This window comes from Granulosicoccus sp. 3-233, assembly GCF_052681095.1.
In genome coordinates this window covers 38,723-53,266 of record NZ_JBQYLE010000014.1, presented here as the reverse complement: position 1 = coordinate 53,266, position 14,544 = coordinate 38,723, and the positions used below count along the sequence as shown (strand labels likewise).

The following is a 14,544-nucleotide window of genomic DNA, read 5'->3' as shown; positions in this document are numbered from 1 at the left end:
ACGGAACACGGAACACGGAACACGGAACACGGAACACGGAACACGGAACACGGAACACGGAACACGGAACACGGAACAAGGAACAAGGAACAAGGAACAAGGAACAAGGAACAAGGAGCAAGGAACAAGGAACAAGGAACAAGGAACAAGGAACAAGGAACAAGGAACAAGGAACAAGGAACCGTGAGCTTATCGGACAGCGAAAGGGCTTTTCCAATCGATTTGCCATGCAATTACTGCAGAAATCACGGTCGATCTGACCAGGGTAGGGTGGCTGTTCGATACGTTCAGCATTCCAACTATCCATTGGGATAATCGAGCTCCATGCTTGCCATTCCGAGGTTATAGTGGGTTGCGACTTGAAGGCAGACATGACCAAAGCGCACGATGATCGGAGTCATCAGTATGCAGCACTCCGTTCGGATACTGCCAAGACCACCAAGGGAGAAAGCCACCGTGAACACCAGAAAAGGGGACATACCGAACACTCGCCCATTGCACAAGAATATTACCGGACTCCTGTCCATGGGTTTCGCATTGCTCTCATGCATGACGCCTGCCAGCGCCAATGAGAATGTACGCCACATCGCAGTTGATCCTGCCGCTACGGTTACCCCGGCAAGCAGTGAATCAACTGCCGAAGCCGGTCCTCCAACAGATCGAAACCTGACGGAAGACCAATTGTCGGAAGGTATCCAGGGTGCGCTCGGCATGGGGCCGGGAGTCGACGCAGTTGGTGACGCCGGACATCCGTTTACCACCAAGCGAGCCAGTGCAATGGACAGCCACTCTCCGACTGACGAATATCCCTGGAGCGCAACCGGAAAGTTGTTCATGACCTTCGGCAATAGCCAGTTCGTTTGCACCGCATCAGTCATCAGAAAGGGTCTGTTGGTCTCCGCAGCCCACTGTGTGCACAACTTCGGACAGGAGGAAGCGGGGTTTGCCGACGCGTTGACCTTCGAACCCGCTCGCCACGAATTTGCAAGACCATTTGGCACATGGACGGCATCTCAATGGTGGATACCACAGTCCTACTTCGATGGAAGCGATACCTGCCTGCCTGAAGCACCCGGGGTTGTCTGTGAGAATGATGTCGCAGTGATCGCCATCGCGCCGCAGCAGGGAACGTATATTGGCGATATCACCGGCATGTACGACTTCAATGACGGAGTCGACGGTAACGGCTACGGCTATGTCGATTTTCTGGGAGAGAAGAGCACTCAGATAACACAGCTGGGATATCCATCGGCGGATTTCGATGGCGACAAGATGATCAGGACCGATTCTCTTGGCTATCAGGACTCTCCCGGCAATGTTGTCATCGGCTCGAACCAGACCGGCGGCTCCAGCGGCGGTCCCTGGCTGCAGAACTTCGGGGTGAACTCTTCCTTTGGCGGGACACCTGCCACTGACGATCTCCCCAATCAGGTTGTCGCCACCACCAGTTGGGGTTTCACTTCAGATACGGTCAAACTGCAAGGAGCATCCCGCTTTTCGAAAAACAGCACTTACACGACAAAATCGAATATCCGTTCTCTGGTGGATGAGGCTTGTGAAACCATACCCGATCATTGCTGAAGCGGCTCCACGACACTGATGGAATCGATCAAGGAAGCTTGCAGGCTTGCATTTACATGCCTGATTCTTCTCCCAGCCACCTTGCCGGGCCTGTTGTCAGCTCAGGAGGGCCTGTTGGACATTGACGCCCTGCAAGGTCGCTGGACACTGTTGTCAACCGACACAACGAAGAACAATGCCGGATCAGAGCTCTGGTTCGAACTGCAAGGCACACGTATTTCCGGTTTTGACGGGTGCAACCATTTTGGTGGAGATCTCTCATCTTCTCGACCACTGATACGGTCCCAGCGCGGATGCGAGGGTGAGCGGCCTGAGTTCCCACTGGACCTGTCGAAGCCGATGGCACAGCTGGGCATCGCAAGCCTGGAGGGCAATGAATTGACGCTGCCATTGACAGGTTCAAAGGGGGTAGCGATCTTCATCAGACAGTAGTTTCCATCCATGGTTGCATTTGGAGAGTCGATATGACCAGAGTCATGGTCCACACATTCCACGAACGAGAGCAAGGAATAGCGGCGACTGCCCTGACTGCCACGACCGCTGTTACCGACAGCTATCAGGTCGGTGAGCTCGAACCCGCGCAGATAGATAATCTCGAGGCGCAGGGGCTGATTGTCGAGGTTCTCGACCAACCAGCCCAACCCTTGCCTAGAGGCACTGCCCGTAAACCTTCACAGCTGGAGAACCTGAACGCCTCGTCGGCATCGTCTTCCGAACTCCAGAACCCTGCCATCGAACGAACAGGAGGCGCTGAGGAGTTCTATCTTGTCATCCCGGACACCCTGACCAGCGAATGGCGCGACATACTCGCGCGGCACACTGTGACAATTCTGGAACGAGTGGGGGCTGACAGCTATCTGGCGCGTTTACCGGTGCATGAGGTCGGATCTGTTCGAGCGTTGTCCTTTGTCAGTGCAGTGCGTGAAGTCGAGCCGTTGGCAACAGGTTCTGAGGGTACCCGGGAGTCCAGGTCTCGTGCTCTGTCAGCAGGGATTCTGACCATGGACATGATTGTCCGAACATCGGTACATATGGACGCGGCACGTGACCTGCTCGATGAGCTGGATCTGAGCATCATCGGGACTGGTCGGCGCAAGATTCGGTTCGAAATTCCTGCGGGCAGCCCAGCGCTGAGCACATTGCGACATCAAACGGATCTGGTAGAGCAGTTGGCGGATTACACGGAACCTCAGTTGCACAATGACGTGGCACGGGAATTCATGAGCGTCAGCACCGATGCCTTTCAGGCAAGCCTGACCGGAGCGTCTCAAACGGTCGGCATTGCCGATACCGGACTGGACGACACGCACCCGGATTTCCACGATCGCCTGATCACGGCCATCGCTCGTGGTCGACAGGGTGACAGCTCGGATCTACACGGTCACGGAACGCATGTAGCAGGGTCGATGCTGGGATCCGGTGCCGCCTCCGGAGGTCGATTCAAGGGTGTCGCTCCCGAAGCTCGTTTCGTGTTTCAGTCACTGATGGATGCCAGAGGAAGGTTGAAAGGGTTGCCGGTGGATTTGCAGGACCTCTTTCAGGAAGCATTCGACAATGGGGTGAGGATTCACAACAACAGCTGGGGGGCGAAGGTTGATGCAGAGTATGTTCTTGATGCCAGGGAAGCGGACGAGTTCGTGTTCGAGAACCCCGACATGCTGATAGTCACATCAGCCGGCAACAACGCTTCTGCCGGGGGTGTCAATGAACCGGCCGGAATGGTCGATCTGCTTTCCATGGGTTCACTGGGGGCCGGAAAGAATGTGCTGACCGTCGGTGCGTCTCGCTCAAGCCGGCGAGAGGGCGGGCGGGCATCCCTGACCTACGGCGAGTTCTGGCCACGAAGCTTTCCAGATGCTCCCATTCGTGATGAGTCCATCAGCGGCGATGACAGCAAGCTGGCAGGCTTCAGCAGTCGCGGCCCCATGCAAAGCACGCGTATCAAGCCCGACGTGATAGCGCCCGGCACGGACATTGTGTCCGCCCGCTCCGCTGCGGCGCCTGATCGGAACTACTGGGGCAATCACGACAACCGATCATACGCTTATCTGGGCGGCACCTCCATGGCATCCCCCCTGGCCGCAGGTATGGCTACTCTGGTGCGGCAGTACTATGTGGAACGCAGAGGCCACCAGCCTACAGCCGCATTACTGAAAGCCACCCTGATCAACGGCACACGACGACTGCAAGGCGAGAGCGGTACATTGTGGCAGGAAGCCTTTCCCAATCCTCATCAGGGGTTCGGGGCACTGAACTATCAGACAACCGTACCAGACGTCGAACCCTTCGATCTGGAGTTCATCGACCTGCGAAGATCCGCTGGTGAAGGCTTTACACGCTCCGGAGCGAGGAACCGGTTTGCAATCGATGTGGATGACACCCGTGAGTTGCGCGTGTGTCTGACCTATACCGATCACCCCGGAAGAAGTTGCCAGAACGGCCTCAGCCTGTTCGTTGAACGTCCCGATGGACAGAAGCTGTTGAGCAATGCGCAGCGTGTTACGCAGCTTGTCAGCCCAGACAGTGTCAATAATGTACAGATTGTCCGCATTCAGACACCCGATAAGGGCCGATACAGCGTGTTCGTACAGGCCAGAAACATCCTGTTTCCCAATCAGGATTATTCACTTGTTGTTACGGGAGATTTCAGCTCGCCGCTCAGGGCATTCTGACCTGCTGATTCGGATGAGTGACGACATCTGTAGCTCACAGGTCCACCAACAGGGCAGCGATCAACTCTCGGACAGCTTGGCAGACTCGACTAAAGTTCAACTCAAATGACTCCGCCAGAGGGCGACAATTTGCGACCCTTGGGTGTGTTCCGAGCTCTCGAGAGACATCGTGTCAAAACTATTCGTCTTGCAGGTAGGAATCAACGCCTATTCTCCCCAGGTCGGTGCCTTGTTGGGCTGTGTCAATGACGTCCACAACATCCGCGATTATCTGTCCGAGTGTTCTGGAAACTCGGTGGAGGCAGTGCAGCTACTGGATGAAGACGCAACGCGCGCCAATGTAATCACGGCCTTTCGCGAACACCTGTGTCAGGCGAAGGAGAATGATCAGGTGTTGTTTCATTACTCGGGCCATGGGGCTCGCTGGCGATCCGCACCTGAATTCAGACAGTGGAACCCGGGCGGCTGGGACGAAGGCCTGGTCCTGTTCGATAGTCGCGGAGGCAACAGCTTCGATCTGGCAGACAAGGAACTTGCCATCCTGCTCTCGGAAGTGGGCCGCCAGCAAGCGAACATCTCTGTGCTGCTGGATTGCTGCCATTCAGGCACAGCAACTCGAAGCATGGATGATTTCGCGCTGAATCGGGTCAGACAGACCCATCAGGTGAACGACCCAAGGCCACTGGAGTCGTATCTGGATGGTTATTACCAGCAGTTGCTGGACAAGGGCCAACCGCTTCGTCGACCCGGTAGTCGACACATCCTCATGGCCGCATGCGAACGCAAGCAGAAAGCATGGGAAGGACACGATCATCAGGGTGTGTTCAGCCAGGCACTCCTCGAAGTGTTGCGTGGCAAGGATCAGGATCTGGCCTATGCCAATGTCTTTGTTCGCTGCCGCGAACTGGTCAGGAACCGCACCAGCAATCAGGAACCACAATTCGAGACCATGGGTGGCTTTCGTGCCTATGACGGCTTTCTGGGCCACACTGCATCCGCTCGCGGAAGGCGCCTGTTCGTGCAATGTCGGAAAGGCCAATGGCAACTGGACAGAGGCGCCATCTTCGGTTTGCCGACAGCACCGGACAAACCAACGGAAATGGAGCTCTATGCGCCGAACTCGCAACAGAAGCTGGGGCACGCTCACACGACACAAGTTGCTGCACAACATAGCATGGTGGATATCGAAGGCTTCATTCCCGACGACCAGGTGCAATACGAGGCCGAGCTGACCAGCATGCCGGTACTGCGCATGCCGGTCGGCTTGATCGTCGAAGGAGGCGAACACGAAGCGGCAACAATAGATGGCTTACTGACAGACAATGAAGATCTGCTGCGCGAGTTCGAGCTATTGCGCGATACCTCGGAATCGGTTCGCTACGTCCTGCGCATTGATGCTGGCACATGGCGTCTCGAACGACAGGCAAACGGCAGCCTCATTCTGGGTGCTAGCGGCGATCAGCAAAAATCCGCCGAGCATGTACTGAATGGCTTGAATCATATTGCTGACTGGGAACGACTGCTGCAATTGCAGAACGACAGTACGGAGATGGATCCGGCGGTCGTCGATTTCAGATTGACGGAATGCCCTGAAGGTGGCGTGGAGGCCACGGTGGATGGCGATGAATTCGTCTTCAATGTGCACGGCAGCGGCAACGGGGGCTCGTATTTTCGAGGAAAACTCACTGCCAGCAACCAATCCGATCAGGAGTTGCACTTTGCGCTGCTCGGTATGGAAGAAGACTATGCAGTGTATATCCCGTTCAATGAGGCCATTGAACCTACCGATGCCAGCTTCGAATTCGTCTATCCCATGCAGAAGGAAGACTCGTCAGGCGAACTGGAGGATTCCCCTTACATCTATCCGGTATTGCCTGAGGAGAAGCGGGAACAGACCTTCTTCTACAAATTGCTCGTCAGTACCGAACGTATCGATCATCCGATTCTTGAAAGGTCACCACTGGATGGGCTGGGCAGTATCAAGGAATTTTCTGACACTGGTAGCAAGTCGGCACGAGGAGGCTCTTTCGGACCACCGCCAAGGCGCAAGAAGGTCTTTGCCAACGAGTGGTTTACCAGAACGATCACTGTCCGCCTTGTGCGAGCAGTTGACGAAGTACGGCGCAACCAACCACTGCAACTGGCTGACGGTCAGATCACCATCACCAGTCATTCTGACTTTCGCGCCAATGTGGCACTGGAAGCTGCGGAACCTGCCACACGCGGTGTTGGATCATCCGACACAGGGTTCACTCATGCTCTGGAACAAACCGGCTCCACACTGCTCAATTTCAGTCGTACTCGTGGAGAGGACTGCAGCGTTCTCGAACTGTCTGCCATCGAAAACGATGCCGACTTGCGGGAAAACCCGCTTCTGATTGAACTGAATACGCAGCTTGCGCGCAACGAATTCATTCTCCCCATGGTGTTCGACGGTGAGAACATGATAATCGCCGGTCAACCGCAGAAAGACGAGCAGGGCAATGTTCTCGTCGAACTCGATCATATACCCGAAACACCCAACAGAAAGCGGAGTCTTGGCAAAGCGCTCAAACTCTACTTCTTCAAGTGCGTTCTGGGCAAGGAGAGTGTGAACAAACTGAGCTGGGTGGAATTCCTGGCAGACGGCAAAGTGACTCGACACGAAAAAGGCGTTCGCGAACATCTTGACGGCAAGACAAAGGTGCTCGTATTGATTCACGGCATCATTGGCGATACGAAAAACATGGCCGAAGCCTTGCCGCATATCAGTGTAGGCGACAGCACATTGAAAGATACCTTCGATGCCGTGCTGACCTACGACTACGAGAACCTGAATACACCGCTGGAATCAACAGCCAGCACTCTCGGAGCATTGCTCGAGAATGCGGGTCTGCACAAGGACGACCATGTGAACGTCACGCTTCTGTCCCACTCGATGGGGGGACTGATATCTCGCTGGTTCATCGAGCAGTCAGGCGGCAATGAGGTCGTCGATCATCTCGTCATGTGCGGCACTCCAAACAGTGGTTCACCGTTTGGTCACGTCGGCTCGGTTCGCTCCGTGGCATCGATGCTGGGCTCCTTGACAATGTCGACCTTTCCTGCGACAGCACCATTCCTTGCCTCGGTACTGTACAGCCTGAATGTCACCCGAAAGCTCACACCCACTCTGGAACAGATGCAACCCGGCTCAGCATTCCTTGCCAGGCTGGCACAGTCGCCCGACCCGGGCATTCCCTATTCGATAATTGCAGGTGATGTCTATCAATACGACGAGGAAACTGATGGCTGGGTCGCGCGACTCGTGAACAAGGTAGGGCAGGGTTACCTGTTCAGTCAGCTCTATTCGGACGCTCCACATGATATTGCCGTCGAGGTTGCCAGCATACAGAGTGTGGTCGAACATGCCACCACCTACAAACAGACGGTTCCATGTCACCACATGAATTACTTCGTTTCCAGCTACGGGGTTGCCGCATTGGGCAAGCTTCGCTGGTAGATACCTGCGAGACGGGCATTACGGGCTACTTCGCAGAATATTCGCTGGATTGGTTTACAGAGGATTCGACCAGATCATGTCAGTTTCCGGTAGCTCGTTTCGTCCACCATCGCAGCGACATCCTGAACGCAATCGCTGGGCGATCATCGTTGGCATCACGGAATACCAGGATGAGAGCCTGAACCTTGCTTATGCGCACAGGGACGCGGAGGAACTCTACAACCTGCTATTGACGCCAGCCGGCGGAGCATTCGAACCAGACAACATCTGCTTGCTGACCAATCCGGTAAGGTTTCCCGCGGCGAAGGAGGCAACACGCGACAATATCCTGGCCGCCTTGCGCAGCTTTCTCAAGAAACCAGCAAAGGAAGATCTGGTTCTGATCTATTTTGCCTGTCATGGGGCACCGGATCCTGATCGCCGAAACGTTGTCTATCTGCTGGGTCATGACACCGACCCTGCCGACATAGCAGCAACTGCGATACCCATGAGTTCGATCAAGATCGCACTGTCAGACAACCTGCACGCCGAGCGCGTCGTGCTGATCGCCGATACCTGCCACAGTGCTGCCGTGGGAGGGGATCATCTGACACGAGGTGTCGGCGATGCTGCTATCGTCAATGCCTACCTGGATGAGCTCGGCAAGTCCACGAAAAGCTTCGCGTTGCTGAGTTCGGCGGAAACCAATGAGTCGTCCCTCGAGGCAGAGCGCTGGGGAGGCGGGCATGGAGTCTTTACTCATTTCCTGTTGGAGGGACTGCGAGGCAAGGCGCAAAGAAACGGCGTGGTCCCCGTTGGTGTACTGTTTGAATACGTGCGTCGGGAAGTCATCCGGGAAACCGGAGAACGGCAGCATCCTGTCATCGGCAACAATGACTTTGATCGGGATCTGCCACTGGCCATCGTGGGAGGGCTCAATGCCCGAGAAGACTATCGGTTGGGATGTTGCCTGAATCAGCTGGGCTGGCTACTGAACGAACCGGAACGATTCGAGTATGCCAAGGAACGATTGCAAGAGGCACTGGCCACTGCGCATCGGTACCGCGAGAAGATGCCCGAGGCCCTGTTTCAACTGGGACTCGCGGACGCCTCTCTCGGGCATCATGATGCAGCGGCTGCCGCCTTTCGGCGCGGGATCGAGGACGACGAAGCCCAGTCTTTACCGGAACTTCATTTTCATCTGGGCCTCTCTCTGGCAAGACTGGGCAGGAACAATCGTGCAATAAACTCGCTGAGACAGTTCCTGGCATTGCGACCAGCAAGTCCGGACGCTCAGTGGATACGACTGTTCATCGAACGGATCGCCAGTCTCGGTCAGCGTTCCAGACAGATTCGAATTCTGCTGATCGGCATCAGCGAGTATGCGGATTCAAAACTGACATTGAAAGGTCCGGCCAATGATATCCGCCGTTGGAAGAGCCTACTGAGTGATCACTATCAGATTCCTTCGACTTGCATTGAAACGCTGCAAGACAGGCATGCAGACCAGGAAGCCATCATGAAGGCATTGGCTCGACTTGCTTCAGAAGCAAATGCCGGCGATCAGGTGCTCTTCTATTTCTCCGGCCATGCTCATCAAGGAGACGAAAAAGAGCAATACCTCATTCCCTACGATTACCAGCAGAATCATCCCGGCTGCATCTCTGCCAGACAATTGCACGACTTCGCCAACGCAGCTGCCGACAAACAGGCTCAAACCACTGTGATTGTCGATTCGCATGCAACCGCAGGCTTTGTGGTTCTGGCCAACCGAGACGCGCGCTATCGACTGATGCTCGGAACCAGTCCGGAAATGCTCGCCTACGAGAGCCTGGATACCGACGCCCAGGTCGTCGGGCAATTTACCCATGCACTTGTGACTCGGCTCGCCGAACATGAGCCGACGACACCACTTGCGCGTGTGTTGCAGGGTGTTACCGATGCCTTGATTCAGGCACCCAATGTTCAGGAGCCCATTTTCATCGACGTCAAAGAGAACTTCAGCGATCCGCTGCTTGAGAATGCAGACAACCTTGATGAGTTTCTCGATGCGCATGCCTTCAGTATGCGTCAGAGTTATGCTGATCTTGATGTCAGAGAAATCCTGGATGGTTTTGATCGAATTCGAACTGGCAAGGTTTGCTCCTTTCCTCAACTTGAACTGAGCTATGGAAGAGCCTTGCTCGAGAAAAAACAGTTTCACCGCGCCCTTGAAGCTTGTCTGGGTGTGTCTGTAGAGCACGGCTCGGCACTACCAGAAGCTGATCTGTACCTGTCCATGGCAAAACTTCACACTCAGGATTACCGTGGGGCCAGAAGCAGTCTTCAGGAATACGCCGGAAGTGACACGGCAATCAAGGAGAATCTGAAGGTGCCGCTCGAGATCATGCAGAACCTGGGCAATCAATGCAAGCATGCTCTGGTGGTAGGGATAGACAGGTATCCGGCAGCGACCAATTTGCGCGGTGCGTGCAATGACGCAAGACTGATCGAACACCTGCTTGTGAAAAAGTTCCGTTTCGCGGCTGACAATGTGACACTGCTACTTGACGATGAAGCAAGCCGAGACGCAATTGAACGACATCTCACCAGGCTTCTACAACGAGCGACGGATGAACCAGCCTTGTTCTATTTTGCCGGCTATGGGTCACATACGACGGAGGGTGATCCGACACTCGTTCCGGCCGATCATGGACTGGCCGATCACTCGGTTGATATAACCTTTTCCGAGTTGGCTGCGAAGGCTAAGGGGACAAATCTCGTGACAATCCTCGATGCCGGTTGGCAACGAGGTGTGCAATTGCCCTGGGGCCGAGCATGGGGAAGTCGCTTCCTGCCTCGGTCCAGTGTCAGACCGTTCAACCGGGGTCTGCGGGAAGCGACTCCAGACAGGGGACATGCACAGGATTACCGAGAAACTGATTTGTCCTGGGGCCCGCAACGCGACAAGGTGACCAGCTTCATCGAAGGTACAAGGATTGGCCGTGTATCGATCTTTCATGTTTCATTGCAATCCCTGTACGGCATGCCTCCCGGTGATGGAGGCGAGACGGTGGTGGAAGCCGAATTCGACACCGAAACTGGCGGATGTTTCATGCAAGCTGCCATGCAGGCATTGGCAACAGAGCCTCCCTGTATTCACGGTGTGCTGACCCATGCCCTGGTGGACTCACTGGGAGAGGCAAAGCTCGAAGAGCTCACTTACACCAGGCTTTTATCGGATGTCGAAAGGAAACTGGGCCAATTGACACCCTTCTTGTTGGCAGAAAATCTACAGGAAATGATTTTCAGCTCTCCTCAACAAGAGCAGGGCATTCACAGACAGGTATATGAGCAAACTCGCCAGGAGCCGATCAAGGAAGCAGTGAGGCTGCTCGGTAGTCTGATAGAACGATACGATGGCAAATCCTCAAGAGCCAACCTCAACCTCGGAATAGCACTGGCGGCACTGGGCGAATATGCGCTCAGTCAGAGAGCAATCGACCAGTCTATTGAAGAGGACGAGGAGGTCAACGAGCTCCCTGAAGCCCGCTACTACATGGGGAGGATACTGTATGAAAGAGATGACTTGCCCAACGAATCCACCAGAGAACTCGAGCGCGCTGTCAATGAACTGCGATGCGCATTGAAAATCACGCCAAACCATATTCCCGCGAACTACTACTTTGCACAATCGTTACGCGCCCTCACCGAACGCGAAACCCTGGTGGAAGCGGAAGAGGCATTCAGAAAATATCTGGACCACGGCGCCCCTCTGGGGAATCGCGAAAATATCCTGAGACTTCTTGAAACCTGGTCTCGTCGTGCCTCTGCAACAGATGAAAAAACGGTTCCAGACAACCGATGAATATCGAAGGATGCTCGAAGCATCTCGCACAGCTGTTTTCCATGGTGATCAATCTTGTCCTGTTGGCAGTGATCATGGCTCTGTCTGTCATCGTCATGCGGCAACTTACCGGTGATACGCTCGTGGTCAAGGCGCTGAACGTTCCCTCCCAACTCGAGAGTCAGGGGTACACGGGCGAGGTTGCTGCGCAGTTGATCGTCGATGGTATGCAGACCATCCAGGTATTGGCCAATACTCGCATCAGTCGTCGCAACCTCATCCCCGACGCGTCCAGACTGGATATCGAGATGCCCGGCTCCGGTCTGTCGGTCAAAACCATAGGGAGAGTCTTGAGGGAAAGCCTGGGTATGTCCGAGGCTTCCGTAAGCGGCGACATCGTTCGAACCGACACCGGTTACCGACTGCATCTGAGATATATCGACGGTGCCAGCTTCAGGATGATAACGCCATTGGACAGCGACAGCATTGATGGTTTGCTTGACGAGGGAGCAGAGAAGTCCATGGAGATCGTCAATCCGTTCCTGCTGGCTGCCTATCTCTATGGCAGGGGACTTGACGACCCCCGAAACGGCGTCGAGACCGAGGAAGGCCGTGAAAGATTCGTAGCGTTGCTCAAGATGTGTTTCGAGAATGAGAACCGGGAAGATGATAGCTGGGCGAATAATCTTTGGGGAATGTCGCTGGCATCGGAAGGACAGTTCATCGAAGCCATCGAGAAGTACAAATCCGCCATCGAAGGGGATTCGAATTTTGCTCTTGCCTATAACAACTGGGGAAATGTCCTGCTCAATATCAAACGTTATGAAGAGGCAGAGGAGAAGTTCTCGGCAGCGATTGCCAAGGACCAGAATCTGGTCACGGCCATGACGGGAAGATTGTTCGCTCAGGGAATGAACCTGGATGGCAAGGGAAATTACCGGGAAGCCATCCGTAAATTCGAAGCAGCACTAGTCAGTGATCCGGATTTCGCGGATGCTCATGCGCGATTGGGCAGGGCGCTGGATGAACTGATATCCACGCAAGACAGTGACGACGACGATCTGGAAAGCAGAGCTGAAATGGCTCGGAAAGTCATTCATCACTATCGAATGGCACAACAACTGGAACCTGACACGTATCAGGATCAACTGGACTTTTCAATCAACAGAATGCGCCGGGTGCTCGAATCGTTGCAATAGAGGGTCTCAGGCCAGGACAGAGTGTTTGCGGCGTGTGGCGTAGTGTTTGGTGTTTGGTGTTTGGTGTTTGGTGTTTGGTGTTTGGTGTTTGGTGTTTGGTGTTTGGTGTTTGGTGTGAAGGGTGAAGGGTGAAGGGTGAAGGGTGAAGGGTGAAGGATGAAGCGGGCAACGGGCAACGGGCAACGGGCAGCGGGCAGCGGGCAGCGGGCAACGGGCAACGGGCAACGGGCAGCGGGCAGCGGGCAGCGGGCAGCGGGCAGCGGGCAGCGGGCAGCGGGCAGCGGGCAACGGGCAACGGGCAACGGGCAGGTTATTCCAGAACGTCCCATACATCCACTTGAATTCGTGCTTTCATCTAGCAAGTGCCTATCTCACCCGATTGAGGACACTTCCAGACGAAGGCATCGCCAGCCACGTCACGACGCGCTTCTTCGAGCGCCTGGTAAGCCACTTCCTTCGAAACCCAGGTGGCCATCATGATGGCGTAGGCCGGATTTCCCTGGTACGGTGCATAGGCTACGAAATCATATTGCGGTGCCTTGCTCTTGAGCCGATCGATTTCCCTGGCCGCATCCGACGCCGAGAATACAGAAGCTACCAGAACGAAATACTTGTTGTTGTTGTTCACGACGTAGGGACTATCGCGCAGATAAAGCTCGGAGCGGCTGGTGGAAGTCATTCGCCCGGCAGGCTGGGGAGGCGGTGCGTTTGCATCCTTTCTGGAGGCAACCGTTATGAACTGACCTGTTGCACGAACACGAAATGCTCTGGCGGGCCCAATATGTATGGGCAGACTTGCTGTATCCCTCGAGTCACTGATGATTCGCGACAGTACTTCCTTCTCGTAGAGCTCGTCGTGCACCCTTTCCAGCCACGACGCCATTTCCGATCGCGACTGATTGGTCGCATGCTCTTCCAACAATCTGCAGTACCTGGAATACATGACAGCGATGACCAGTGTCTGATCAGCCCGATCGTGACGCCAGAGCAGACCGTTTCTTGTCTTGCGAGGCTGACTGTCCAGACTCAAGACTTCATCCAGATCGTTCAGGCAATCTTCTGTATAACTATCCATATTCGCTGGAAGCGATGCAACTGGACAGTTCAATCCCACCTGGGCAAAAGCGAGCGAGGCCGTAAGGAAATACGCGGCAATCGAAACAGGCAAGCAGCGACCTGTGTTCATGACTGCTGATGAATGCCGACGTCCGGTTGGAATTCTTCGAAAGTCAAACAAACAAATCATTGTTGTCTCCTCACGAAAGACTCACCGCTTACCCCGGACAGCCTTGCTGTCCCTGCAGTGCGATCGTATAACAGCCACCTTACACCGAAAGCCAATCTGACACTAGTGCAAACCTCGCGCAGGCAAGTGACTTGTCGCAACACTCGGGAAATACGCCATAACTGGATATCAGATAGCTCGAGACGCTGTGAGTGAACGCCTTGCGACCAAACTGGATGAACAGTACCAAGGTCGCCATCGACATGGCCAGTAATGACATCGTTCTGATTTGGCGTCGAGTCCTCACGAACCTTCCAGGGCTTTCACTACCCGAATTGGCAGTCGTAATATTCGAAAGACAGTTATACATTGGATGCTTGGTCATGGGGCTTCTCATGAAGAGCGTTTTTTCAGAATCCACGCTGGACACAGGCAAGCAAGCCAGGGACATTCAACTTCGGCAAAGCGGATGTCGAACGTCGTGTGTAAGCAAACCAAACGGCCGACCCGTCGCCTCGCAAGCAACACTCTTCATACAATTGATCAAACCTTTTCCGGGTAGCTTGTTCTCCGGCCTTATC

Annotated in this window: 7 protein-coding genes; 6 read left to right on the top strand and 1 reads right to left on the bottom strand. The window is 54.8% G+C overall.

Annotated elements, in window-relative coordinates; genetic code table 11:
• Positions 1–456: 456 nt before the first annotated feature.
• The 6 genes from ACUNV4_RS26445 (at position 457) to ACUNV4_RS26420 (ending at position 12,738) form a co-directional block, all read left to right on the top strand.
• Positions 457–1,581, top strand: a complete 1,125-nt coding sequence (locus tag ACUNV4_RS26445) for a trypsin-like serine peptidase (protein WP_430881664.1) — start codon at positions 457–459, stop codon at positions 1,579–1,581.
• A gap of 114 nt (positions 1,582–1,695) precedes the next feature.
• Positions 1,696–2,013, top strand: coding sequence for an META domain-containing protein (locus ACUNV4_RS26440; protein WP_430881663.1), 318 nt, complete (start codon positions 1,696–1,698; stop codon positions 2,011–2,013).
• Between the two features lie 32 nt (positions 2,014–2,045).
• Positions 2,046–4,253, top strand: a complete 2,208-nt coding sequence (locus tag ACUNV4_RS26435; protein WP_430881662.1) for a S8 family serine peptidase — start codon at positions 2,046–2,048, stop codon at positions 4,251–4,253.
• 169 nt (positions 4,254–4,422) lie between these two features.
• Positions 4,423–7,734 (top strand): caspase family protein, encoded by a 3,312-nt coding sequence (locus ACUNV4_RS26430; protein ID WP_430881661.1) that lies wholly within the window; start codon positions 4,423–4,425, stop codon positions 7,732–7,734.
• Between the two features lie 76 nt (positions 7,735–7,810).
• A complete protein-coding gene (locus tag ACUNV4_RS26425; protein ID WP_430881660.1) occupies positions 7,811–11,560 on the top strand; it encodes a caspase family protein in 3,750 nt (1,249 codons plus the stop codon).
• Complete coding sequence (locus tag ACUNV4_RS26420; RefSeq protein WP_430881659.1) at positions 11,557–12,738, top strand: tetratricopeptide repeat protein; 1,182 nt, start codon at positions 11,557–11,559, stop codon at positions 12,736–12,738. Before ACUNV4_RS26425 ends, ACUNV4_RS26420 begins: the two co-directional genes overlap by 4 nt.
• 355 nt (positions 12,739–13,093) lie before the next feature.
• Here ACUNV4_RS26420 and ACUNV4_RS26415 read toward each other — a convergent pair whose 3' ends face one another.
• The gene (locus tag ACUNV4_RS26415) at positions 13,094–13,813 is read right to left on the bottom strand and encodes an SPOR domain-containing protein (RefSeq protein WP_430881658.1); all 720 of its coding nucleotides are present in this window, start codon (positions 13,811–13,813) and stop codon (positions 13,094–13,096) included.
• Positions 13,814–14,544 lie beyond the last annotated feature (731 nt).

Bases quoted from the DNA above. Each gene is read 5' to 3' on its own strand.
- ACUNV4_RS26435 (WP_430881662.1), top strand. From the start codon at position 2,046: ATGACCAGAGTCATGGTCCACACATTCCACGAACGAGAGCAAGGAATA.
- ACUNV4_RS26425 (WP_430881660.1), top strand. From the start codon at position 7,811: ATGTCAGTTTCCGGTAGCTCGTTTCGTCCACCATCGCAGCGACATCCT.
- ACUNV4_RS26420 (WP_430881659.1), top strand. From the start codon at position 11,557: ATGAATATCGAAGGATGCTCGAAGCATCTCGCACAGCTGTTTTCCATG.
- ACUNV4_RS26415 (WP_430881658.1), bottom strand. From the start codon at position 13,813: ATGGATAGTTATACAGAAGATTGCCTGAACGATCTGGATGAAGTCTTG.